Source organism: Streptomyces sp. NPDC040622, assembly GCF_055593965.1.
The window spans coordinates 92,915-117,473 of sequence record NZ_JBVIXD010000003.1 but is presented as its reverse complement, the minus strand read 5'-3'; the positions used below and the strand labels follow the sequence as shown (position 1 = coordinate 117,473).

18 protein-coding genes and 2 pseudogenes are annotated in these 24,559 nt (G+C 73.1%); 12 read left to right on the top strand and 8 right to left on the bottom strand.

Annotated features, from left to right (window positions below):
* Positions 1-216: 216 nt before the first annotated feature.
* Positions 217-3,591: an AfsR/SARP family transcriptional regulator gene (locus ACZ592_RS08900; RefSeq protein ID WP_471580834.1), complete on the top strand. Its 3,375-nt coding sequence runs from the start codon at positions 217-219 to the stop codon at positions 3,589-3,591.
* Between the two features lie 117 nt (positions 3,592-3,708).
* Here the strand turns inward: ACZ592_RS08900 and ACZ592_RS08895 are convergent, their stop codons facing one another.
* Positions 3,709-5,433 carry a bifunctional 3'-5' exonuclease/DNA polymerase gene (locus ACZ592_RS08895; RefSeq protein ID WP_471580833.1) on the bottom strand — a complete coding sequence of 575 codons (1,725 nt, stop codon included), beginning with the start codon at positions 5,431-5,433 and terminating at the stop codon, positions 3,709-3,711.
* A gap of 623 nt (positions 5,434-6,056) precedes the next feature.
* Here ACZ592_RS08895 and ACZ592_RS08890 point away from each other — a divergent pair.
* Positions 6,057-6,899: a nitrilase-related carbon-nitrogen hydrolase gene (locus ACZ592_RS08890; protein ID WP_471580832.1), complete on the top strand. Its 843-nt coding sequence runs from the start codon at positions 6,057-6,059 to the stop codon at positions 6,897-6,899.
* 12 nt (positions 6,900-6,911) lie between these two features.
* Here the strand turns inward: ACZ592_RS08890 and ACZ592_RS08885 are convergent, their stop codons facing one another.
* Entirely contained in the window at positions 6,912-7,448 is a 537-nt protein-coding gene (locus ACZ592_RS08885) for a MarR family winged helix-turn-helix transcriptional regulator (protein ID WP_471580831.1), read from the bottom strand.
* A 39-nt stretch (positions 7,449-7,487) separates the two neighbouring features.
* Here ACZ592_RS08885 and ACZ592_RS08880 point away from each other — a divergent pair, with 39 nt between their 5' ends.
* Entirely contained in the window at positions 7,488-8,477 is a 990-nt protein-coding gene (locus ACZ592_RS08880) for an EamA family transporter (RefSeq protein WP_471580830.1), read from the top strand.
* Between the two features lie 931 nt (positions 8,478-9,408).
* Here the strand turns inward: ACZ592_RS08880 and ACZ592_RS08875 are convergent.
* On the bottom strand, positions 9,409-11,658 hold the full coding sequence (locus ACZ592_RS08875; RefSeq protein ID WP_471581398.1) for an FtsX-like permease family protein: 2,250 nt from the start codon (positions 11,656-11,658) through the stop codon (positions 9,409-9,411).
* Positions 11,658-12,446: an ABC transporter ATP-binding protein gene (locus ACZ592_RS08870; protein ID WP_471580829.1), complete on the bottom strand. Its 789-nt coding sequence runs from the start codon at positions 12,444-12,446 to the stop codon at positions 11,658-11,660. Before ACZ592_RS08870 ends, ACZ592_RS08875 begins: the two co-directional genes overlap by 1 nt.
* Positions 12,447-12,723: 277 nt before the next feature.
* On the opposite strand from ACZ592_RS08870, the gene ACZ592_RS08865 reads away from it, so the two are divergent.
* Together ACZ592_RS08865 and ACZ592_RS08860 are read left to right on the top strand one after the other, a co-directional pair.
* Entirely contained in the window at positions 12,724-13,875 is a 1,152-nt protein-coding gene (locus ACZ592_RS08865; protein WP_471580828.1) for a DUF2786 domain-containing protein, read from the top strand.
* Positions 13,876-14,082: 207 nt separating this feature from the next.
* Complete coding sequence (locus tag ACZ592_RS08860; protein WP_471580827.1) at positions 14,083-16,959, top strand: FUSC family protein; 2,877 nt, start codon at positions 14,083-14,085, stop codon at positions 16,957-16,959.
* A gap of 387 nt (positions 16,960-17,346) precedes the next feature.
* Here ACZ592_RS08860 and ACZ592_RS08855 read toward each other — a convergent pair whose 3' ends face one another.
* The 3 genes and pseudogenes from ACZ592_RS08855 to ACZ592_RS08845 form a co-directional block, all read right to left on the bottom strand.
* On the bottom strand, positions 17,347-17,652 hold the full coding sequence (locus tag ACZ592_RS08855; protein WP_471580826.1) for a hypothetical protein: 306 nt from the start codon (positions 17,650-17,652) through the stop codon (positions 17,347-17,349).
* Positions 17,653-18,036: 384 nt separating this feature from the next.
* A pseudogene (locus ACZ592_RS08850) lies at positions 18,037-18,232 on the bottom strand (uS14 family ribosomal protein); the annotation flags it as partial.
* Positions 18,208-18,298: pseudogene (locus tag ACZ592_RS08845) on the bottom strand (L28 family ribosomal protein); the annotation flags it as partial. The pseudogenes ACZ592_RS08845 and ACZ592_RS08850, both read right to left, overlap by 25 nt.
* Before the next feature lie 94 nt (positions 18,299-18,392).
* On the opposite strand from ACZ592_RS08845, the gene rpmG reads away from it, so the two are divergent.
* From rpmG to ACZ592_RS08830, 3 genes are all read left to right on the top strand, one after another.
* On the top strand, positions 18,393-18,557 hold the full coding sequence (rpmG, locus tag ACZ592_RS08840; protein WP_471580825.1) for a 50S ribosomal protein L33: 165 nt from the start codon (positions 18,393-18,395) through the stop codon (positions 18,555-18,557).
* Positions 18,558-18,559: 2 nt separating this feature from the next.
* Complete coding sequence (locus ACZ592_RS08835; RefSeq protein ID WP_471580824.1) at positions 18,560-18,805, top strand: type B 50S ribosomal protein L31; 246 nt, start codon at positions 18,560-18,562, stop codon at positions 18,803-18,805.
* Positions 18,806-19,429: 624 nt separating this feature from the next.
* The gene (locus tag ACZ592_RS08830) at positions 19,430-19,669 is read left to right on the top strand and encodes a DUF397 domain-containing protein (protein ID WP_471580823.1); all 240 of its coding nucleotides are present in this window, start codon (positions 19,430-19,432) and stop codon (positions 19,667-19,669) included.
* Positions 19,670-19,942: 273 nt separating this feature from the next.
* Here ACZ592_RS08830 and ACZ592_RS08825 read toward each other — a convergent pair whose 3' ends face one another.
* The gene (locus ACZ592_RS08825) at positions 19,943-20,431 is read right to left on the bottom strand and encodes an ATP-binding protein (RefSeq protein ID WP_471580822.1); all 489 of its coding nucleotides are present in this window, start codon (positions 20,429-20,431) and stop codon (positions 19,943-19,945) included.
* A 302-nt stretch (positions 20,432-20,733) separates the two neighbouring features.
* Here ACZ592_RS08825 and ACZ592_RS08820 point away from each other — a divergent pair, with 302 nt between their 5' ends.
* From ACZ592_RS08820 to ACZ592_RS08805, 4 genes are all read left to right on the top strand, one after another.
* Positions 20,734-21,597, top strand: coding sequence for a helix-turn-helix domain-containing protein (locus tag ACZ592_RS08820; protein WP_471580821.1), 864 nt, complete (start codon positions 20,734-20,736; stop codon positions 21,595-21,597).
* Between the two features lie 78 nt (positions 21,598-21,675).
* On the top strand, positions 21,676-23,133 hold the full coding sequence (locus tag ACZ592_RS08815) for an aldehyde dehydrogenase family protein (RefSeq protein ID WP_471580820.1): 1,458 nt from the start codon (positions 21,676-21,678) through the stop codon (positions 23,131-23,133).
* 156 nt (positions 23,134-23,289) lie between these two features.
* Positions 23,290-23,838, top strand: a complete 549-nt coding sequence (locus tag ACZ592_RS08810) for a DinB family protein (protein WP_471580819.1) — start codon at positions 23,290-23,292, stop codon at positions 23,836-23,838.
* Between the two features lie 71 nt (positions 23,839-23,909).
* On the top strand, positions 23,910-24,551 hold the full coding sequence (locus ACZ592_RS08805; protein WP_471580818.1) for a PadR family transcriptional regulator: 642 nt from the start codon (positions 23,910-23,912) through the stop codon (positions 24,549-24,551).
* Positions 24,552-24,559 lie beyond the last annotated feature (8 nt).

Sequence of the window (24,559 nt, the reverse complement as noted above, 5' to 3'; positions counted from 1 at the left end):
CTCCCCCGAGCTACGCGCTGTGCGCGAGTACCGGCGGGCCAGATCCGATGTCGTGATCAGATCAGATCTCGCCAACGGATCGCTAACATGTGGCCAACGGTCGCGCCTGCGCGGCCGTGCGACGGCGGTGCGTCAGCGGTACTGACGCGGCGCGTCGGCGGTACGAAAGCAGTGCGGCGGCAGTACGGCGGCACGTGCCGCGGGACACCGTGGGACATGGCGGGACAGCGCGGGGAGAGCGGTGTGAGCGAGCGGTGCGGGCTCCGGTTCGGTCTGCTGGGGGCGCCCGCCGTGTACGACGCCGTGGGCGAACCGCACCCCGTACGCAGCGCCAAGGGCCGTGCCCTGCTGGCCGCGCTCCTGCTGGAACCCGACCGGGTCGTCTCCCTCGGCGCCCTCAAGGACGCGCTGTGGGGCGACTTCCCGCCGGCCTCCGCACAGGCCTCCCTGCAGAACCACGTGACCCGGCTGCGGCGCCTCCTCGACGACCCGCAACGGCTGCACGCGGTGCCGCCGGGGTACCGACTCCGCGTCGACGAGGGCGAGTTGGACGTACGGGTCTTCGAGCGTCTGGTGGCACGGGCGCGGGCCGCGCACGCGGAGGGTGACTGGGAGCGGGCAGCCGCCTGCGCCACGGACGCGCTCGCACTGTGGCGCGGTACGCCGTTGAGCGGCCTCCCGGACTCGCTGCTCGGCCACCCCCTCGTACCGCGCCTGGAAGAGGCCCGCCTCCTCGCCCTTCAATGGCGGTACGACGCCGAACTGGAACTCGGCACCGGACTCACCGAACTCGCCCCCGAACTGACGTCGCTGGTCGCCGAACACCCCCTCCGCGAGGTCTTCCACCGCCAGCTGATGCTGGTCCTCCACCGCACGGGCCGCCAGGCTGAGGCCCTCGCCGTCCACCGTGAACTGCGCCACCGACTGGTCGAGGAACTGGGTGTGGAACCGGGGGCGGCGGTGCGTGACGCGCACGGGGAGGTGCTGCGGGGGCCGGCGGGTGCGGGCCGGGACGATGCTGTCGCGGAGGGGCAAGCGCCCGCGGGGGAGGCTCGGCTCGGGGGAGGGGCGGCTGCTCGCGAGGCGGCGATCGGCTCCGGTGCGACGGTCGGGTGCGGTGCGACGGGCGTGTCCGGTGCGGCGGGCGCTTCTGACACGGTGGTCGGTTCCGACGGTGCGGCTTCCGCAGAGGGCGCGGCTCCCTCCGGGGGTGCGGCCGTCCGTTCCGGGGGTGCGGCCGTCTCCTCCGGGGAGGCCGTCTCCTCCGGGGGTGCGGTCCCGGAGGGTGAGGGTTCGCCGCGGGCTTCCACGTCCCGGCGGCAGCCGGTTTCCGTCGCCCGTCCCGCCCAACTTCCGCCTGGTCCGGCCCACTTCACCGGACGGGACGACACCGTCCGGGACCTCCGGGGCGTCCTGGGTGAAGGCGCGCGCGTCGCCGTCGTCTCCGGGATGGCCGGGGTCGGCAAGAGCGCGCTCGCCGTGCACGTGGCGCACGCGCTGCGGGAGGACTTCCCGGACGGGCAGCTCTACGTCAACCTGCGCGGCGCGACTCCGGGCATGACCCCCCTCACCCCGGGTCAGGCCCTCGCCGCACTCCTGCGCGACCTCGGCGCCGAGCCCCGCCACATCCCCGACAACCACGGGAGCGACGGGAGTGGCGGGAGCGACGGGGGCGATGGGATTGACGGGAGCGACGGGAATCCCGAAGTGCCCGACGCGGACAGCGCGTTGCTCCGCTCGCTGCTCGCTCCCACCCGGACCCTCATGATCCTGGACGACGCCGCGACCGCCGCGCAGGTGCGCCCACTGCTGCCCGCGGGGCCCGGCTGCGCGGTCGTCGTCACCAGCCGTTCACCGCTGACCGCCCTCGACGGCGCGGCGCGCTTCCCGCTGGAACTCCTCTCCTACGGCGACAGCGCCGCCCTCCTGCGCGCCGTCTCCGGACGCGCCGGACTCGACGCCGGGCACGCCCTGGTCGACCTCGCGGGTCGCCTCCCGCTCGCGCTGCGCATCGTCGCCGCCCGCCTCGCGGCCCGCCGCGCCCTCACCCCGGACGCCCTCGCCGAACTCCTCACCGTCAGCGGTGGCCGGCTGCGGCACCTGGAGTACGACGACCTGAGCGTGCGCCGTTCCCTCGCCGTCGCCCTCGACGCCCTGCGCACCTCGGACCGCGAGGCCGACCGTGACGCGGCCCTCGCCCTCGCCCGGATCGGCGCGCTCGACCTGCCCACGTACGAAGTGCCGCTCCTGGCGCGGCTGTTGGGCACCGGCGAGGCGCGTGCCGGAGCGGCCCTCGACCGTCTCGTCGACGTCGCGCTCCTCGACGAGACGTCGTACGGCCGGTACACACCGCACGATCTCGTACGCGACTTCGCGAGGGAGGCGGCAGCGGCCACCGACGAAACGGCCGGAACCACGGCAACGGCCGGAACCACGGCAACGGCCGGAACCACCGCAACAGCCAGTACCGCGGACGTCGTCGACGAGGCCTTCCGTTGGTACGCGGAGGCCGCCAGGCGCTCCCTCCTGGCGATCATGCCCGAGGGTCTGGACCGTACGGACCGGCTGCGCGGCGTCACGCCCCACCTCACGCGCCCCGGCCGGGCCGTCGAGGCGTCCCCGCCCCTGACCACGGAGGCCGCCTTCGCCTGGGGCGACCGCGAGCTCGCGAACGTCGTCGCCCTCACCGAGCGCCACACCGCCCCCGACGGGCTGCTGCCCGTCCTGGTCCGCTGCCTCTTCCCGTACCTCCAGCGCCGCGGCCGTCTCACCGAACTGGCCGCGCTCGGCGCGCGCGCCCTGGCCGCCGCCCGCCACCAGGGCGACACCGCCGCCGAGGCGCAGGCCCTCAACGACCTCGCCGGCCTGCAGTTCATGCTGGGGCGCAGCAGCGAGGCGCTCGCCCTGAACGACGAGGCACTGTCCCTGTGGCGTGCGCTCGGCATCGTGTCCTGCGTACGCCGAGGCCTCAGCAACCGCGGCCTCCTCCTCGAAGGCCTCGGCCGCCACGACGAGTCCGCCGAAGCCCTCCACCAGAGCCTGGACCTGGCCAAGGAGCTCGCCGACCCGCTCAGCGAGGCGATCACCCTCAGCCACCTCGGCAACCTGTACGAGCACACGGACGCCCGCGCCGCCATCGCCCATCACGAACGCAGCCTCGCCATCGGGGACGCCTTCGGGCATGCCGTCATCCGCCAGTCGGCCCACTGCAACATCGGCTACGCCCACCTCACCCTCGGCGAAGCCGCCGCAGCGCTCGCGCACTTCGAGGAGAGCCTGCGCCTGCACGGCGAGTACGAGGACTGGCACAGCTCGTCCCAGGCCCGCCTCGGCCTGGTCCGCGCCCTGCGCGGGCTCTCCCGCGACGGGGATGCGACGCGGGAGTGCGTGGCCCTCCTCGACCGCGCCGAACAGCGCGGCGACACCCACATGACGGGCCTCGCCGGTCACCAGCGCGGGCTCCTGCTCCGTTCGGCGGGGTGCGAGGAGCAGGCGTACGAGCAGTGGAGCGCGGCGCTGCGGGCGCTGGCCGGCACGGACAGCAAGGTGGTGGGGGAGCTGAGGGCGTTGCTGGCGGAGTACGGGAAGTAGGAGGCGGGCGTCCGGCCTTGTGGGCTCGGTGGCCGGTGGCCGGTGGCCGGTGGCCGGTGGGTGCTCCGGTGCTTCACCCCGGTGTTCCGGTGCCCCGCTGTCGGCGCCTGACGTGTCTCACTTCGCGTCGGCGTAGCACTTCACGACCGCCGTCGTGAACGGGAAGCGGACCGGCGTCTCGCCGAACGCGATCCGGCCCGCCAGATCCCCCGCCTCGCGCACGGCGAGCGCCACCGTCTCCGCCTCCTCGGCCGGGCAGTGCACGATGACCTCGTCGTGCTGGAAGAACACGAGCTCGGCCCGCAGACCGCCCTCCGTGATCGACCGCCGCAGCGCGGCCAGCATCAGCAGCGCCCAGTCCGCCGCGCTGCCCTGCACCACGAAGTTGCGCGTGAACCGGCCCCGGGCGCGGGCGTTGGACGAGGCGTACCCGGGAGTGAACTCGTTCTCCGCCGCGGCCGGTCCGGCACCCCCGCCCGAGGCCGTCGGCGGTCCCTCCTGTGGGATGCCCGCCTCGTCGTACTCCCCGGAACCCGCCGCGGGCGGGCTCGTCCGGCCCAGCCACGTCCGTACGAGCCGGCCCTCCTCGCCCGCCTTCGCCGCGTCGTCGACGTACGCGACGGCCAGCGGGAAGCGGCGGCGCAGCGCGGCCAGGTTCTTCAGGCCGTCGCCCGACGTCTGCCCGTACACCGCGCCGAGCAGCGCGAGCTTCGCGTGCTCGCGGTCGCCGGAGAACGCGCGGTCGGACAGGCGCGTGTACAGGTCCTCCTCGCTGCCCGCGACCTCCATCAGGCCCCGGTCGCGGGAGATCGCGGCGAGCACCCTCGGCTCCATCTGGTCGGCGTCGGCGACCACGAGCCGCCAGCCGGGGTCGGCCACGACGGCCCTGCGGATCACCTTGGGGATCTGCAGCGCGCCGCCGCCGTTCGTCGTCCAGCGGCCGCTGACCGAGCCGCCCGGCGTGTACTCGGGGCGGAAGCGGCCGTCGTGCACCCAGTCCTGGAGCCAGCTCCAGCCGTGCGCCGTCCAGATCCGGTACAGCTTCTTGTACTCGATGAGGGGCTTCACCGCGGGGTGGTCGACCCCCTCGATCTCCCAGCGCCTGGTCGACTTCACCTTGATGCCGGCCTGCGCGAAGGCCTTCACGACGTCGGCGGCCAGATCCGGGCGGACGCGGCGGCCGAACGCGGCGGACACCTCGTCGGCGAGCTCGGCGAGGCGGCGGGGCTCGCCGCGGCCCGCGTACCGCTCGCCGAGCAGTTCGTTCAGGAGGTCTCGGTGGACGTCGGCGCGCCAGGGCAGGCCCGAGGCGTTCATCTCCGCGGCCACGAGCATGCCGGCGGACTCGGACGCCGTGAGCAGGCGCATGCGGCCCGGGCGGTCGGTGGCGTCGTGTCTTCGCTGCTGGTCGGCGTGGACCTCGACGAGGTCGGAGACCGACACGTCGGTGCCGCCGGGGCGGGGTTCGAAGAGGGAGTCCTGGGTGCCGGGCTCGGCGGCGCGGGGCGGGGGGTCGGGGGGTACGGGGGCGTTGCGGAGGCGGGCGAGGGCGGCCGCGGCGGAGCGGGGCTCCCCCAGGCGGCCCTCGTGGCCGAGGAGGAGGAGCTCGGCGGCCTCGATGTCGTAGCAGCGGTCTACGTGGACGCCGGCGGCGAGGAGGCGGGGGTAGATCCCGGCGGTGGACCGCCAGACCCACCGGGCCGTGTCCGGGCGCGTGCGGACGGCCTCGGCGAGGTCGGGCTCCCGCACGACACCGCCCGCGGGCAGCCCGTCGTCCCCGAGGGGGACGAGCTCCACGCCCTGCCCCTCTCCGGGCGCGATGATCCACCGGTGGCTACCCATACGGCGAGTCTCGCACCGACCACTGACACTGGCGGGGCGCCTGGGGCGGACTCGCCTGGGGTTCGGCTGTGGGGGCGGGGTCGCGGGGGTATGTACGTACTCGCTATCCCTGCGCCCCGCTGCACGAACAAAGACGCCATTGTTTCCTCGGTGCTCCGTGCGCACATACCCCCGCGCCCCCTCGGGCGCGCGTGCGGCTGCCGGTCATCTGTGGTGGACAAGCCCCGCTCGCAGGGGCGAGTGCTTCAGGGGTAGGTACGGGGGCGGCGGGCTGTCGCTCTGCAGGTACGGGGGCGGCCTGCTGTCGCATTGAGAGGGTGCGCTGCGGGCTGCTGCTTTGGGCGGGGACGGCGGGTGTCGCTTCGTGCGGAGCCGGCGGGTGTCGCTTTGAGCGGGGGCGGCGGGCTGTTGCTTTTAGGGGCGCGGGGAACTGCGCGACAAGCCACGACGGACCCGCACCCGCAAAGCGTGCGGTCCCCCAGCGGTGGGTGGGTCTGCAGGGGCGCGGGGAACTGCGCGAACGGCCACGGCGGACCCGCACGGCAAGGCGGACCCACGCAGCCCCCGCCCGGATGGGCGGCCCCGCGATGCGGGGCAGAGGTCGCGCTGACAGGCTCGGGCACATGCGAGTGGCGCTGGCGCAGACCGACTGCGCCCTGGGCGACGTCGGGCAGAACCTGGACACCGCGAGGGACCAGATCGCCCAGGCCAAGACCCAGGGCGCCGACCTCGTCGTCTTCCCCGAGCTGAGCCTGCACGGCTACCACCTGGGCGGCCTGGAGAAAGACGCGGCGATCACGAGCGACGACCCGCGGCTGCTCCGCCTGACGGAGCCGGACGGCCCCGCCGCACTCGTCGGCCTCCACGAGCACACCAGCCTGCGCGCGTACAACACCGCCGCGTTCTTCGCGGAAGGCCGCCTCCTGCACGCCCACCGCAAGCTGTACCTCCCCAACTACCTCGCGTGGGAGGAGCGCAAGCACGTCAGTCCGGGGCAGCACCTGCGCGCGTACGACCTGCCCGGCGGGCACGGCCGCGCCGCCACCCTGATCTGCAACGACGCCTGGCAGCCCGTGCTGCCGTGGCTCGCCGTGCAGGACGGCGCCGAGGTCATCGTCGTACCGACGAACAGCGCGGCGAGCCTGGATCCGGAGGCCATGGACACGGGCCTGTACTGGGAGACGCTGCTGTCGTACACCGCCCGCATGCTGCAGTGCTGGGTGATCTTCGTGAACCGGGTCGGCAACGAGAACGGCGCCTCGTTCTGGGGCGGTTCACGCGTCGTCGACCCGCGCGGCACGGTCGTCGCGCAGGCACCCAAGTGGGAGCCGGGACTGGTGACGGTCGACATCGACGTGCACGAGGCGCGCCGCCAGCGCCGCGCCGTGCCGCTGGTCGCCGAGGCCCGCCTCGGCCTGGTCGACCGCGAGGTGCGGCGGCTCATCGACGAGGGCGGCGACAGCTGAGGCGCTGGGCGTTCACGTGCGGGGCGGTGATTCCACCCGACCCAGCCACGTCGTCAGGAGCGCCTCGATCTGCGCCGCCTCCGGCGCGGACAGCGCGTCGAGCAGGCGCCGCTCGTTGCGCATGTGCTCGGTGAACGCCTGGTCGATCAATTCCCGCCCCGCCTCGGTGAGTCCGACGACCCTGCCCCGTCCGTCCTCGGCCGCTCGGCGGCGCGTGACGAGGCCCGCGCGTTCCAGGCGGTCGATGCGTTTGGTCATCGCGCCGGTCGTGACCATGGTGTGCGCGGCCAGTTCGCCGGGCGCCCGCTCGTACGGGTCGCCCGCGCGCCGCAGCGCCGCGAGGACGTCGAACTCGCCCTCGCTCAGGCCGAACCTCCGGTAGACCACGCAGAGTTGCTCGGTGAGCAGCGCGCCGAGCCGGTGCAGACGCCCGATGGTGCCTTGTGGACGTACGTCGACGTCGGGTCGTTCCCTGGCCCATTCGGCCTGGATGCGGGCCACGTGGTCGGGGTGCGGCGACGCTCCGGCGTCGGTTGAGGGATCGGTCATGGGTTCACTTTAGCTTCCATGGAAGGCATAGTAGCTTCCATGGAAGCTAATCCGCGTGCGATTCCCGCACCCGCTCTCCGGTGGGTGCTGATCACGGCGGTCGCCCCCGTCGGCTGGGGTACGAACTACTACGTCACGCACGAGTACCTGCCCGCCGATAGCCCCCTCTACGGCGCGGCGATCAGGGCCCTCCCGGCCGGTCTGCTGCTCCTCGCCGTGGCCCGGCGGCTGCCGCACGGCTCGTGGTGGTGGAAGTCCCTCGTCCTCGGCATCCTGAACATGGGTGCTTTCTTCGCGCTCGTCTACGTTGCCGCCCAGCTGCTCCCGACGAGTCTCGCGTCGACCGTCATGGCTACCGCGCCACTGGTCATGATGGTGATCGCCTGGCCGTTGCTGGCCGAACGCCCCCGCCCGGCGCACCTGGCGGGAGCGGGCGTCGGGCTCGGCGGGGTCTGTCTCATGCTGCTCACCGGCGCGGCGGCCGACCCGCTCGGCATCCTCGCGTCGGCCGCCGCGATGCTCATGTCGTCCCTCGGGTACGTGCTCGCCAAGCGGTGGAGCTCCGGCGTCCCGGTGCTCGCCTCGACATCGTGGCAACTTGTCTCTGGTGGCCTGGTGTTGATGCCCGCGGCCGTCCTGGTGGAGGGGCGGCCACCGGCTCTGGACGCCCCCGCCGTGCTCGCCTTCGTCTACGTCGCCGTGGTGTGCACGGCCTTGGCCTTCGCCGCCTGGTTCGCGGGCCTGCGGCGCCTCCCCGCGGGAACGGTGGGACTCGTCGGTCTCCTCAACCCGGTGACTGGCGTCCTGCTGGGAACCTTCCTGGCCGCCGAGTCCCTCACCTGGCGCCAACTGCTGGGTCTCGCACTGGTGTTGGCGGGCATCCTCCTCGGTCGCCCGAGCGCGGCCCGGTCGCGGACATCGGCTCACCTCGGGGCCTCCGGGAGGCGAGCATGCGGCGCCCGTTCGGCAACCGAAGAGGCGCCACAGCCTGTCCGCTCGGCGGTCGAAGGGTCGCGGTCGTCCGGCTGACCGGTGGTCGAAGGGCCGAAAGGGTCGAAAGGGTCGAAGGTTCGTGGGTGTCCGGCTGACCGGTGGTCGGTGGCCGGTGGCCGGTGGTCGCGGGTTTGCAGGGTGGCCGGATGTCCGGCAGCCAGTCGGTGGCGGGTGCCCGGCCGCCCGAGATGCAGGCAGCCGGTCGTGGGTGTTCGTCCCCCGAAGGCTTTTTTCAGGGCTACTTGGCCGCCCTCGCTCGGCCTGACCGTCGACGCCCGGCCGCCGCCGTCCAGCCTCTCCGCCGGCAACCGGCTGACCGGGCCTGTCTCTCTGAGGGCGCCCGGCCTCCGCGCCCAGCCCCTCCGCCGGCGGCCAGCGGCTCGTGACCTGCCTCTCCGCCGTGGCCACCCACCTCGCGACTCCTCTCCGCCGACGCCCAGCTGCCAGGGATCTGTCTCTTTGCCGGTGTCCGGCGGCCCGTGGTTCGTCTCGGCGTCGGTGTCCGGCGGCCTGTGGTTCGTCTCTTTGCCGGTGTCCGGCGGCCCGTGGTTCGTTTCGGTGTCGGTGTCCGGCGGCTTGTGGTTCGTCTCTTTGCCGGTGTCCGGCGGCCCGTGGTTCGTTTCGGCGTCGGTGTCCGGCGGCTTGTGGTTCGTCTCTCCGCCGACGTCCGGCGGCCCGTGGTTCGTCTCGGCGTCGGTGTCCGGCGGTCCGTGGATCGTCTCGTTGCCGGTGTCCGGCGGCCGGGACTTGTCTTGCCGCCGGTGGCCATCCGCCAGTGAACCGTCTCGCCACCGATACCCGGCCGCCCCGAGCCCCCTCTCCCCGCCGACACTCACCCAGCAGCCCGTGCGCAGGCTCGACGCGGCCGCCCCACCACCCGCGAGCGCTCCGCTGGCCGGAGCCCTCGCCTCTCGAACCGCGTCCGCACCCGCCCGCCATGCCCCTCCACCCTCTCCTCCCTGCGCCCTCACCCCCGCCTGCCGTCCCTCACCCCCACTCCCCAGACCGCCGCCCACACCGCCACCACCGCACACGCCCCCGCGCTCACCCCGAGCGCGTCCCACGGGATCGACACCCCCGTCGGCACCGCGAGGCGCGCCAGGGCCGCGGAGAGTGCGCCGAGGTTGAGTGCCGTGACGGACAGGCCGAGCAGTGCGCCTGCCGTCACGGCCACCAGCGCCTCGCCGGCCACGACCAGCCGCACCTGTCCGCCCGTGGCGCCCGCGAGCCGCAGTGAGCGCAGTTCGGTGCGGCGTACGGACAGGGACATCAGCAGGGTGCTCGCGAGCGAAATGCCCGTGTAGACCAGGGAGATGTCGAGGAGCATGAGCAGGCCCAGGCGCGTCTGGGCCTTGGTGCTCGGGTGCGTGGCGGCCAGCCATTCCTCGGCGGTGCGCACCTCGCCGCCGTTCGAGGCGGATGCGTTCGAGGCGAGCGAATGCGCGGCGGGCGAATGCGCGGCGGACGCGAGTGCGGCAGAGGCCCGTGCCGCCGACGTCGCGTCGGCGCGGGCCCCGTCCGTCAGGCGTACGTCGATCCGGTCCACCGGAGCCGCCCGCCCGTTCGCGGCGGTGACGTACGCACCGTTGTCCCCCGTCCCGCGCGCGAGGACCGCCACGATCCGCAGCCGGGCGGGCCGGCCGTCGCCGAGCCACACGTCGACGCGCTCGCCGACCCGCCGTTCCTCCCACTCCTCGTTGACGACGATCGACCGGTCGTCCAGGTCGCGCACGTCGCCCGCGACCACCGGCAGCCGGGACGTGGCCACCAGCGCCGCCGGGTCGCTCACCGCGCGTGCCTCGGAGCGTACGAGGGCGCTGCCCTCCTCCCGTACGAACACGGCGGTGGAGGCGGAAGGGGAGACGGCCGCGGCCCCCGGCACGTCCCGGACCCGCACCTTCCCCAGGTCCGGTCCCGTGGCGACGAGGTCGGCGCGGACGTGCTGCCGGGCCTCGGCGGCCTTCGCGCCGCTCACCGTCTGCGCCGAGCCGAGCAGGCTGCCCGCGAGGGCGACGGTGACCAGGACCGGTGCGGCGACGGCGGCGGTGCGGCGCACGGAGGCGGCGGAGTTCTCGCGGATGAGCGAGCCGACTGCGCCCGGCAGCCGCAGGGCGCGTACGAGGGGACGTACGAGAAGGGGCGCGAGCGCGGCGGCCGCGGTGATCAGGATCATCGGCTGGGTCGTGTACGTCTTGCGCTTCAGGAGGGCGGACGGGTCCGTGCCCAGCGCCCGGACGAGCAGCCCGATGCCGCACGCGAGCAGCAGGGCCCCCACGATCCGCCGGCTCCACGGCATGACCCCGCTGTCCACGGACGCGTCGCGCAACGCCTCGACGGAGCTGACGCGTCCGGCCCGCAGCGAGGCGGCCCAGGCTCCGGCAAGGGCGACGAACGGGCCGGTCCAGAAGGCGAGTTGGCAGGGCCAGGAGAGCGGCGAGACCGTGCCGGTCACCTCGAACCAGTCCGGCGCGACACCCGCCGCCACCAGCGCGTCGGCGAGCACGGGTCCGCCCCACGCCCCCAGCGCGCACCCGGCGACGGACGCCGCGACCCCCACCACGAGGGCCTCGCCCAGGAGTTGCCTGCGCACCTGCCCCGGCGTCGCCCCCGCCATCCGCAGCAGCCCGAACTCCCGCCGCCGCAGCGCCCCGACGAAGGCGAACGTCGACGCGGTGACGAACACCGACACGAAGGCGGCCACTCCGCCCGCCGTGCCGAGGAAGGAGTTGACGGCCACCAGCGCCTCGGCGTCCCGTGCCGTTCCCGGGTCCGCGAGCCTGCGGTCGTCACCGGTCAGGACGCGGGCCCGCCCGCCGACCACCTCGCGTACGACCCGCGCGGGAGCGTCCACCCCGACGGCGTCCGGCGCACCCTGCCCGCCCCGCGCACCCTGCCCGCCCCGCGCGTCACCGTCGATCCGCACGGGACCGAGCCGCCGGAGCTCGCGCAGGAGTTCGGTATCCACAGGCTGTGGATGAACGAGCGGTTTCGATACGCGGATGACGTCGGGGCCGCGCCGGACCGGGACGGTCAGCGTGTCCTGCCCCATCACGACGACGGGCGACCCGGCGAACCGCACGGGCGCCCGCTCCGGCGCCGACAGGCTCGCGTCGAGCCCGAGCCCCATCGCGGCGGTGAGGCCGACGCCGAGGGTGACGGCCACGAAGGCGCCGAGGAGGCTCCTCCACCGGGCCCGGAGAGAGGCAAGAAGGATCATCATCGCCCCGCCACCTCCGACACGCGGCCCCGCCCCGCCGTGCGCCCCCGCGCCGCCAGCTCCGCCATCCGCGCCGCCACCTCACGCGCGTCCGGCGCCCCCAGCTCGCTCGCCACCCGCCCGTCGACGATGAACACGACCCGGTCCGCGTACGCGGCGGCCACCGGATCATGGGTGACCATCACGACGGTCTGCCCCTCGCCGTCCACCAACTCCCGCAAAAGCAGCAGGACATGACGACTGGTCTCCGTGTCCAGCGCCCCGGTCGGCTCGTCGCCGAAGAGGACGGCGGGGCGGCTGACCAGCGCCCGCGCGAGGGCGACCCGCTGCTGCTGCCCGCCCGACAGTTCGCCGGGCCGGTGCCTGGCACGGTCGGCGAGCCCCACCCGGCCGAGTGCCTCGCGGACCTCCGTGCGCGAGACCCGGCGCCCGGCGAGCCGTTGGGGGAGCGCGACGTTCTGGGCGGCGGTCAACGAGGGCAGCAGGTTGAACGCCTGGAAGACGAACCCGATCCGGTCCCGCCGCAACAGCGTGAGCCGCCGCTCGCCCAGCTCCATCAGCTCGGTCCCGCCGACCACCACGGACCCGGACGTCGGCCGGTCGAGCCCGGCGGCACACTGCAGCAGCGTGGACTTCCCGGACCCGGAGGGGCCCATGACGGCGACGAAGGACCCGGCCCGCACGTCGAGATCCACGCCGTCGAGGGCAGCGACGTCGCGGTAGAGGCGGCGGACACCGGTGAGGCGTACGGCAGTTGACGAAGGTTCGGCTTCGGCGGTTTCGCTCATGCCCCAACCCAACCGCCGCGCCTCGACGCGCACACGACCACTGGAGGGCGTAAGGGGGTAGGGCCAGCCATACCCCCGGGGTCACCCCGGGGCCCGTCCGACAACGATCGGGCACCGCGGCCGGACGGGACCGGACGGGACCGGGCGGGGAACGGGTGGGGAACGGGCGGGACCGGACGGGGAACGGGGGCGACCGGACGGGCCCCGCACCTCGTACCCACCCGCACCTCGTACCCACCCGCACCTCGTACCCACCCGCGCCTCATACCCTTGTCCCATGGATTCGGTGATCGACAAGGCGTTCGCGGCGGCGCTGTACAGCGACGGTGACGACGGCCTGGACACCGGAGCGTCCCTGCTCGCGGCCGCCCCCGAGGCGGACGGGGACCTGCGCCTGCGCGGTGAGGAGTACCTCCGTCGCGCCTGGCGGCACGGCTGGCAGCCCGCCGACGTGATCCGTCTCGTACGCCGTGACCTGGAGGACCCGCACCTACGCCTGACCGCGTCCCTGATCCGTACGGAGACCGGCGGCTACGCCCACCTGCCGCCGCGCTGGGCGGCCCAGCTGACGGACATCGAGGCCGGGGAGGAGCCGGTGGCGGGCCAGGACCGGTTCACCCGGGCCACCGTCCACCTCCAGCTGTACCGCGTGCTCCTGCGCCTTCCCCCGATCGAACCGGTCGGCCCACCGCCCGGCGACACCGTGCCCGCCCCCGCCGAGGGCGAGCCCCGCACGCTCACCCGCATCCGCGCTCTCCTCGCCAAGGCCGAGGCGACCGGCTACCCGGAGGAGGCCGAGGCGCTCACCGCCAAGGCGCAGGAGTTGATGGCCCGCCACTCCCTGGACGAGGCGCTGCTCGCGGCCCGCACGCACGCGAAGGACGTGCCGGGCGCCTGCCGTATCGGCGTGGACGCCCCGTACGAGACGGCGAAGGCGATCCTCCTCGACGCCGTCGCCGGGGCGAACCACTGCCGCGCCGTCTGGAACGAGGCGTACGGCTTCTCGACCGTGGTCGGCTTCGAGGCGGACCTGGAGTCGGTCGAACTCCTCCACACCTCTCTCCTGGTGCAGGGCACGGCGGCGATGACCAAGGCGGAGGCGGGGCAGCGCGCGGCGGGCCGCAAGCGCACGAAGACGTTCCGGCAGTCGTTCCTGATGGCGTACGCGCACCGGATCGGCGGCCGCCTGGCCGAGGCCGGCGACCACGCGGTGGCGGAGGCGGGCCGGGAGGCGCGGGACACGGCATCCCTGCTCCCCGTCCTGGCCGCACGCGATGTCGCCGTCACGGACCGCGCCGAGCGGATGTTCCCCGAGACGACCACGACACGGGTGCGGGGCGTGACGGACGGCGAGGGCTGGGCCCACGGCACGGCGGCGGCGGACCGGGCACGGGTCGCCCCTGGGAGGCGGGGCCCGGCACTGCCCTGAGGGCACGCGGGCGGCGCATCGCGTCGACGTGAGCGCCCCAGCGCCCCCTGGGACCCCGCGGCCGCGAAACACCCAGAGCCCCGAAACCCCCGAGCCCGAAAACCCCCGGAGCCCCGGAGCCCTCTAGATCTCCAGCTCCAAGCTCCAAGCTCCAGCTTCCGCTTCCCCCGACGCCACCCCGCCCGATATGCCCCGTATCATCACAGAGTGACCTGGCTCCGCGCGCTGAAAGAGACAGCTCGCTCGGGTCTGACCGTCGAGCGCAAACGCCTGGAACCCCTGGTCGCCCTGCGCGGCGCCGCAGGCCTCGCCATCATCATCGGCGTCAGCCTCACCCTCTTCGGCCCCGCGGTGGCCGCGAGCTCGGCGTTCGGCGCGTTCCAGGCGGCCATCGCCACGTTCCAGCGCAGCTGGCGCCCCCGCCCGGAACTCGCCCTGGCCTCCGGCACGAGCCTCGCCGTCTCGACCTTCCTCGGCTACCTCACCGGCGCCCACCTGCTCCTCTTCCTCGCCCTCCTCTGCCTCTGGACCTTCCTGGCGGGACTGAGCTGGGCGGCGGGCCCGACGGTCGGCATCATCGCGTCGTCCAACGTCGCGATCATGCTGGTGACGGTCACGCTCCCCACGTCGGTCGGCGCGGCGGCGGGCCACGCGGCGATGATGATCGTCGGCGGCTGCGTCCAGGCGGCGCTGGTGATCCTCTTTCCGGTACGCAGATGGGGCGCCCACCGGGACGCCCTGGCCGACGCCCTGGCTGCCGAGGCGGACTACGCCCGCAGGCTCCGCCACGACCCGGTGGCCCCCTTCGACCCCGAACCCCTGATGGCGGCGCGCGACGCGGCGACGATCACCCCGCGCCAGGCCCGCCGCCGCCCCGCGGAACTGCACGGCGCGCGAGGGGTCGCCGAACGCATCCGCCCGGTCCTCGCCTCCCTGGCCGACCCGGCGGTGGGCGTCCCGCCGGAGGGCAAGGAGCGCGACCGCGTACGCGAACTCCTCGCGGCGGCGGGCGCGGTCCTGGACGCGGCGGCCCGGGCGATCCGGCACGGCGAACCGGTCAAGATCCCCCCGGCGGCGCTGGCCGCGCTCAAGACCCCGGACACGGGCGCGATCCTGACGGGCCCGGCGTACCGCGCGGCGACCCGCCTGGGCGCACTCCTCAGAGACGTCCTGGAGACAGCGGGCAACACGCAGAACGCACCGACGCACGACACGGCGACGCCGCTGGGGTCGGACATGCCGGGGCCCGGGGCGGCGACCCCGCCGGAGGAAGGGCCGACCACGTCCCGGCCGGGAGCCGAGCGGACCGGTGCGGAGGGGACCGGTGCGGAGCGGACCGGTGTGCCTGGGACCGAGGCCGCCGTGCCTCAGCCGGAAACCGAGGCAGCCCCACCGCTGCCCGGCGCCGAGCCGACCCCGCCCCCGCCTCCGACCGGCGCCGAGGCGGCCGTGCCCCTGGTGAGGTCTGACGCCGGGGACAGCTGGCGGGGTGCCGAAGCCGCGGACATCCGGCGGGGTACTGGAGCCGACGACGACGCCGAAGCAGCTGCCGGGCCGGGCCGTGCGGGCGCCGACGCCCTCTCGGGGACCGGACGTGCCTCTGCCCCGGCAGGAGCAGAAGCCGCCCCCACCCCATCGGGTGGAGAAGCCGGCACCGCTCCGGCGAACGCTGAAGCCGACGACGAGAGGGCGAGGCCCGGATCCACCCCCACCCGGCCGTTCGAGCCCCAGGACACCCCCATCCACCCCCGACCCAGCACCCCACCCCCGCCCCAGCCCGACACCGGACCCGAAACCCATCCCACCCCCACGCCCACGCCCACCACGCCCACGCCCACCACGCCCACGCCCACCACGCCCACGCCCACCACGCCCACGCCCACCACGCCCACGCCCACGCCCACGCCCACGCCCACCACCCCCGCCCCCATCCCTGCCCCCATCCCCCTCCTCCGCCCCACCCTCTTCGCGCTCGTGCCGGCCGCCCTCCGTGCCGTCCGCGCCGACTTCCGGCACGACTCGCCGGTCACCCGGCACGCGATCCGTGTCACCGCCGTGGCCGCCGCGGGCTATCTCCTCGGGACCCTGCTTCCACTGGGCCACGGCTACTGGGCGCCGATGGCCTCGGTCATGGTGATGCGCCCTGACTTCTCCCAGACGTACTCCCGCGCCGTCGCCCGTTTCGGCGGCACCCTCGTCGGAGTCGCGCTCGCCACGGGCCTGGTCCAGCTGGCCGACCCCGGAACAGGCCTGTCCGCCGCGCTGGCCGTGCTCTGCGCCGGGCTGATGTACCTGCTGATGCGCACCGGCCAGGTGGCGGCGCAGGCCTGCGTGGCCGCGTACGTCGTGTTCCTGCTCGGCATGGGCGGGCAACAGTGGACACAGACCGTCCCCGAGCGCGTCGTCCTGACCCTGGTGGGCGGCATCCTCGCGATGATCGCGTACGCCGTCTATCCCGCCTGGGAGACCCCGCGCCTGCGCACCCGCCTCGCCGACTGGCTGGTCGCGGACGGCCGTTACGCCGCGGCGGTCGTCGACCACTACGCCCACCCGGCGGGCAAGGCCTGCCCCGACGTGCGGGAGGCGCTGCTGGAGGCCCGCGACGCCAGGGTCGCCTGGCAGGAGGCGGCGAGCCGGGCCGAGAACGAGCCGGTGCGCCACCGCGGCGTCTCCCGCGCCGCCGCGGCCGACGCGGAGGAGGCGCTCGCCCAACTGGGCCGCGTCGCCATGCTCATGGAGGCCCACCTGCCGGAACGCGGCGCGACCCCCGTACCGGCCGCGGCCCGCCTCGCGGAGGCGCTGCGCAAGTCGACGGAGCAGGGCGCGAAGGCGGTACGCGAACGCCGCGTGCCCAAGTGGGAGGCGGTCCGCACGGCCCTGGACGAGTGGGACGGCGAGGGCGTCCCCGACCGGGTGGTCCGCAGGGGAGCGGGCCTGCTCCTGGAGACCCTCGGCGAACTGTCCGACGCCCTGGACACGACACCCCCACCGATGCTGGTGGACGGCTCAGAGGCAAAGGGCTCGACCAAGGCCCCGGACACGAAGGACGACCCGCAGAACCCAAAGGGCCCCGCACCCCGCTGAGAGCCCCGACGCAGCGAACCCGCCCAGGCCGGGGGCCATCGGCCACAGCGCATCGCCCCACCGGGCCGCACTCGCCCAGCCCCAGGGCACCCGCCACCACCGAGGCCCCACCACCGAAACCCCACCACCGAGGCCCCACCACCGAGGCCGCACCGCCGAAGTCCCACCACCGAGGCCCCAGCCCCGCTGGCCCCACCGGGCCGCACCCGCGTACGCGCCGGAGGGGGCGCGGGGGTATGTGCGCACGGAGCACTGAGCGGGCTGTGGCGTCTTTGTTCTTGAGGCGTGGCGCAGGGATAGCGAGTACGTACATACCCCCGCGACCCCGCCCCCACAGCCGAACAAAAGGCGCCCCGGCCCAAGACGACCCGCCGGACGCCCCCAAGCTCAGGACTGCGGCATCCCCGCCGTCGGCATCCCCTCGGGCAGCTTCCCGCCCTCCGTCTTCAAGAACTCGTCCTGACCGGCCCCCTCCCAGGCGACCTTCATCGACTTGCCGTCCACGGACTCGACCCGCCCCGTCGTACGGTCCGAGTTCCCCTTCGGGCACGTCAGGTCGAGCATCCGCGAGCCCGCCTTGCCGCCCGCGGTGCCGTTGCAGAGCACGTCCTCGCCGAGCAGCGTGGCCGTCGTCCCGGTGATGGCGAGAGCGAGCGGCTTCCCGTCGGCCGTAGCGACCCACGTACCTTCCAAGCTGCCGCCCTTCGCACTGGATCCTCCGTTCGAACCGCCCGAATCCGACGCGTCGGAGCCACCGGAACCGGCGACCCCACGGTCCTTCTTGCCGCCACCGCCACCGCCCCCACCCCCGCTCCCACCCCCGCTCCCACCGTCACCGTCGTCACTGCTGCACCCGGCGAGCGCGAGCACCGCCGCGAGCCCCACCACGGCGGCTCCGGCCCGCAGACGCGGAACACGACGGACACTACGGACGTGACGGATACGACGGACGTACGTACGCACTTGAAGTCCCCCTAGAAAGCCTGGCGTTGCCGGTGCCCTGCCCCGGTCAAATCGCGCGCCAAGCTACCAGGGGGACTTGCTCACGCAACTACACCCTCGACAGCCCGACCCCCCGTATCCGCGCGGACGCCCGTCGACGCCGTCCCGATTGCGTAACTCGCGTCGCGCTGGCTTCGCGCGGCCTCCAAGCCAACTCCCGCAGCAGGGCAAGCCGTTCGACGTCAGGAGTGCCGGGCCGGCGAACGGCTGCCATCAGTTCGGCCCGCCGCACGGCGTACCGGGCCCTGACCCCTTTCGCGCTGAGCCGCAACCGCACGTACCGCCCCTCGCCCGGCAGCCAGTACCGCCTGCGCCGGACGTCGGGGTCGAAGCGACGGAAACCCGCCGGTGGGCGGACAAGGTGACGCACATCTCGGTCGACGAACGGCACTCCCTATTGAACATGGGAGTCATTTCCATATACTGACCACATGGCTCGCAACGAACTCCGCCCCGTCATCAAGCTCCGGTCCACCGCCGGCACGGGCCACACGTACGTGACCCGCAAGAACCGCCGCAACGACCCCGACCGCCTCACGCTGCGCAAGTACGACCCCGCGGCCGGGCGCCACGTCGACTTCCGAGAGGAGCGCTGACCATGCGCAACGACATCCACCCGCCGTACGGTCCCGTCGTCTACCGCGACAAGGCCGCGGGCTTCGCCTTCCTCACCCGCTCCACCGCGACCAGCGGCAAGACGGTCGAGTGGGAGGACGGCCGTACGTACCCCGTCATCGACGTCGAGGTGTCGTCCGCGAGCCACCCCTTCTACACGGGGACGGCCCGCGTGATGGACACCGCAGGCCGCGTAGAGCGCTTCGAACGCCGCTTCGGCAAGCGCTGACGGCGGCGCGGCGGTCCGGCCCTCTCCCACCCCGCTGACCGAGACCTCGCCGCCCCCGAGTCGGGGCCCTCGAACCCGGCCCCCCGAACCCGCCCCCCCGAACCCGGCCTCCCGAAGCACCGCAAGGTGCCGCGGGAGGCCGGTCCCGTCGTATGGCCCGCGCACCCGCGCAACCGCGCACCCGCACCCGCGCACCCGGCGACCCCGATCCGGCCAACTTTGCCGACCGGACGATCACATGGACGAGGGAACACCTGGGGCGCGGTACGCGTCTCTTCCTGGTACACGAGGGTTTCGATCCGGACGGTCCGGCGCGGACGACGGCACGGAAGATCATGGACGGGGGTCGGTGTTCGCATGTCATACGGACTTTGGGGCAGGCGCGGGCAGGCGCCGACGGGCCTGTGGGTCGGATTCCGGCCGGACCGCCGCGCGGTCTCTGACCGGCCCACGTACGGCTCTTGGCGGCTACGGGCACGGGTGCTGACAAGCCTGTAACCAAGGGAACACCGCGCGTGCACGTGCATCTGCCCATGCATCCGCATGTGAACACAGCTATGATCCGGGACAGTTGACCACTGCATCTAAGGCCACACTTGGCACTGCACGACCGGGGAGCGACCTGTGCACCACGCGTTTAACGGCATGGCGGCCACGGAGCTTCACGGTGTGGTCTGGCAGAAGAGCAGGCACAGCAACTCGCAGGGCTCGTGCGTGGAGTTCGCGAAGCTGCCGGGCGGCGATGTCGCCGTACGCAACTCGCGGTTTCCCGAGGGCCCGGCGCTCGTCTACACGCGGGCGGAGATCGAGGCGATGCTGCTGGGGATGAAGGACGGGGAGTTCGACCACTTGGTGGGCGGATAGCCACCGCCCTCGCACACGCCGACGGCCGCCGCACCGCAGCCCGCGCGAAGACTCACCCCGGGCGAAGCTGGCCCGCGCGCAGACTCACCCCGGCAAAGCTCGCCCGCGCGCAGACTCACCCCAGGCGAAGCTGGCCCGCGCGACCCCTGACCCGGCCGCGCCACACAAACCCCGCCCCACCAGCCCGCCTCGCAAGCCCTGGCTCACAAGTCCCACCTCACAGGCCCCGGCTCACAAACCCCGCCACACAGGCCCCGCCACACAAGCCCCGCCTCACCCCAGCCGGAACAGCGCCCACACGACCTTGCCCCGCAGCGCGCCGGCGAGCGGGTGCCACCCCCAGCTGTCGCTGAAGGAGTCGACGAGGAACAGGCCTCTGCCCGACTCCGCCGAGAAGTCGTCGTCGGTTTCGCGGGTGACCGGGCTGTCGTCGCTGGGGTCGCGCACCGCGCACACCAGACGGGACGCCCAGCGCATCAGGTGCAGCCGCACCGGCGGCTCCTGGCGGTCGCGCGGCGTGTCCGCGGGCAGCGCGTGACGCAGCGCGTTGGTGACGAGTTCGGAGACGACGAGCGCGATGTCGTCGAATCTCTCCTCCATGCCCCACTGGCCGAGCGTGTTCCGGGTGAACTGCCGTGCGCTGCCCACCGCTTCGTAGCGGGCGGGGAGGGCGACGGATGCCGCGTCGGAGACTGCCGAGGGGTCGATCGGGGGTAGCCCCTGCCGTAACGGCTCGAGCATGGTCGATCCATTCGTCCCCATGCGAGGCACTCCCCGGTTTCGCGGTCATAGCGATGGAGCGGTGGCGCGGTCGGTCGCCGATGGTGCGGTCGGTGCAGCGGTGGCGCGCGGACCATGGTTCCGAATGCGTACAGCAGATGCAAGGGCAGATGCACGTGCACGCGCCGGACTTGGGCGCTCCCGTGCCGCTTCTTGCCCATTTCTTCCTACGACTTCTTGTGGGGCGCTTTCGAAGGCTTTCCGTTTCTGTAACCGGACGTGTACGGCCCGGAGCGTTTAATGGCAGACTGCTGGCTTCCAGTCGATGGGGAGGATTGAGCGAAGTGACCGCAGGCGAGTCGAGCGGCTCGGTGGTACGGCGCATCCTTTTGGGCTCGCAGCTGAGGCGGCTCAGGGAGTCCCGAGGCATCACCCGCGAAGCGGCCGGGTACTCGATCCGCGCATCCGAATCGAAGATCAGCCGCATGGAGTTGGGACGGGTGAGCTTCAAGTCCAGGGACGTCGAAGACCTCCTGACGCTCTACGGGGTCACGGATGAGACCGAGCGCGGCGCACTCCTCTCGCTGGCGAAGGAGGCCAACCTCACGGGCTGGTGGCACAGTTACTCGGACGTCCTGCCGGGCTGGTTCCAGACCTACATCGGCCTGGAGGGCGCGGCCTCGCTCATCCGCGTCTACGAAGTCCAGTTCGTCAACGGCCTGTTGCAGACCGAGGCGTACGCCCACGCCGTCGTGGCGCGCGGCATGAAGGGCGCGAGCAAGGCCGAGATCGAGCGCCGCGTCGCGCTGCGCCTGGAGCGCCAGAAGCTCCTCATCTCCGAGCACGCGCCCCGCTTCCACTGCGTCCTGGACGAGGCGGCGCTGCGACGCCCTTACGGCGACCGGGAAGTGATGAGGGGTCAGCTCCAACATCTCATCGAGATCTCCGAGCGGCCGAACGTCACCCTCCAGGTCATGCCGTTCAGCTTCGGCGGGCACGCGGGCGAGAGCGGCGCCTTCACCATGCTGAGCTTCCCGGAGTCCGACCTCTCCGACGTCGTGTACGTGGAGCAGCTCACCGGCGCGCTCTACCTCGACAAGGCCGAGGAAGTCGCCCAGTACGAGCGCGTGGTGGCCCAGTTGCACAAGGACAGCCCCGATCCGGTCGGAAGCCGGGATCTTCTGCGTGGTCTACTCCAACTCACCTGAAACATAAGTACTATGACGTGAGATCAGGTGTCTGCTTCCGTTTGCGGCCGTCTGCTGCCGCGGCAAGGGGTCCGTCTCATGTCCTTTTTCGCTGACCTGGCTCACCAGTACATCGACGGGGAGTGGAAGGCCGGGTCGGGCTCCTGGGACATCATCGACTTCAATCCGTACGACGGGGAGAAGCTGGCGTCCATCACGGTCGCGACGGCCGACGAGGTCGACCAGGCCTACCGTGCCGCCGAGCGTGCGCAGACGGACTGGGCCGCGACCAGCCCCTACGCCCGGCGCGCGGTGTTCGAGCGCGCGCTGCGGATCGTCGAGGACCGCGAGGAAGAGATAACCGAGGCGATCATCGCCGAGCTGGGCGGCACCCGGCTCAAGGCCGCCTTCGAGATCCACCTCACCAAGGAGTTCCTGCGCGAGGCGGTCCATCTCGCGCTGAGCCCGGAGGGCCGGATCCTGCCGTCGCCGGACGACGGCAAGGAGAACCGCCTGTACCGCGTCCCGGTGGGCGTGGTCGGCGTCATCAGCCCCTTCAACTTCCCCTTCCTGCTGTCGATCAAGTCGGTCGCCCCGGCGCTCGCCCTGGGCAACGGCGTGGTCCTCAAGCCCCACCAGAACGCCCCCGTCCTCGGCGGCAGCCTGGTCGCCAAGGTCTTCGAGGACGCCGGCCTGCCGGGCGGCCTTTTGAACGTCGTCATCACGGACATCGCCGAGATCGGCGACGCGCTCATCGAGCACCCGGTGCCGAGCGTCATCTCCTTCACCGGCTCGGACGCGGTCGGCCGGCACGTCGCCACGGTCTGCGCGGCGAACTTCAAGCGCTCGATCCTCGAACTGGGCGGCAACAGCGCCCTGATCGTCCTGGACGACGCCGACATCGACTACGCGGTGGACGCGGCCGTCTTCAGCCGCTTCGTGCACCAGGGCCAGGTCTGCATGGCCGCCAACCGCATCCTCGTGGACCGTTCCGTGCTGGCGGAGTTCACCGAGAAGTTCGTCGCCAAGGTCGCGACGCTGAAGGTGGGCGACCCCGCCGACCCGGCCACCCACATCGGCCCGCTCATCAACTCCTCGCAGGCGGAGGCCGTTTCGACCCTCGTGGAGCAGACGGTCGCCGCGGGGGCGACGGCGCTGCTGCACGGGCGCACGGACGGCAACCTGGTGGCCCCCTCGGTCCTGACGGACCTGCCGGCCGACTCCCCGGTGCTGCGCCAGGAGGTCTTCGGCCCGGTGGCGATCGTGCTGCCCTTCGACGGCGAGGAAGAGGCCGTACGCATCGCCAACGACACGCCCTACGGCCTGAGCGGTGCCCTGCACACCGGCGACGTCGGGCGCGGCGTACGGCTCGCCAAGCGCATCGACACCGGGATGATCCACATCAACGACGGCACGGTGCACGACGAGCCGATCGTGCCGTTCGGCGGCGAGAAGCACTCGGGCATCGGCCGGCTGAACGGCGACGCGACGGTGGACGTCTTCACCACCCAGAAGTGGATCTCCGTGCAGCACGGCAGGTCGCGCTTCCCGTTCTGATCGGTACCCCTCTCGCTGATCTCCCCGCATTCTTCGGCGGAGCCTTGCGGACAGAACCTGACCGCAAGGCTCCGTAGCGTCTGTGGTGTCGGAGAGGCCCGGCGGGGACGGCCCGCCGGACAGCCCGCGGGAGCGGGCCCAAGAGAGGCGGACACCATGGTCACCCACGTCAGCGCGGAAGCCCACGGCGACGAGCGCGGCGCCCTGATCGCCTTCGTCGAGGCCCAGCGGGGCGGCCTGCGCCGTTCGGTCATCGGCCTGAGCGACGAGCAGGCGAACGCCCGTCCGAGCGCCAGTGAGCTGACCCTGGGCGGCCTCGTCAAGCACGTCGCCGAGACGGAGCTGAACTGGCTGCGCATGGCCCAGCAGAAGCCCAACGAGAAGGCCCGCACGCAGGAGACCTGGGCCGACAGCTTCCGCCTCGTGGAGGGCGAGACGGTCGCGGGGATGCTCGCGTTCTGGGACGGGGTGGCCCGCGAGACCGAGGAGTTCGTGCGCGGCGTCCCGAGCCTCGACGACACCTTCCCGCTCCCCGATGCGCCGTGGTTCCCGAAGGAGGGCGTGGTGTCGATGCGCTGGCTGATGCTGCACCTGGTGGAGGAGATCGGCCGGCACGCGGGCCACGCCGACATCGTCCGCGAGTCCCTGGACGGCAAGACGGCCTTCGAGCTGGTGGCGCTGGAGCGGGGCGAGTCCTGGGGGTGACGGGCCCGGGGGCGGAACGGCCCGTACCCTAGTCAAAGTTGATGACCGGGGGCGACGGAAGGGCGCGGTGCATGTCAGCGATCCGGCTGCTGGTTCTGGGGGCCGTGCGCCAGCACGGCCGCGCCCACGGCTATCAGGTCCGCAACGACCTGGAGTACTGGGGCGCCCACGAGTGGTCCAACGCCAAGCCCGGCTCGATCTACCACGCCCTGAAGCAGCTGGCGAAGCAGGGATTCCTGTACGAGCACGAGATCGCCCCGTCCACCGCGGGCGGGCCGCCGCGCACGGAGTACGAGATCACGGAGAAGGGCACCGAGGAGTACTTGACGCTCCTGCGCGACGCCCTCGCCACGTACGACCAGCGGCCCGACATGCTCACGTCCGCCCTGGGCTTCATCGTCGACCTGCCGCGCGAGGAGGCGCTCTCGCTGTTGCGGGAGCGGGTGCGCGCGATGGAGGAGTGGCGCAGGTCCGTCACGGAGTACTACACGCCCGCGGAAGGCCCCGGGCAGCTCGGCCACATCGGCGAGATCATGAACTACTGGGTGCACACGGCCGACGGCGGCGTCGAGTGGGCGCGCGGCCTGATCGGGCGGATCGAGGGCGGCGCCTACACCTTCGCCGGTGAGGGCGAGCCGTTCGTCGGCATCCTCGCCGACGGCGAGGAGAACCCCTACGCGGCGGGCGAGCAGCGCACCGAGAGTCACGGCTAATCAAGTTT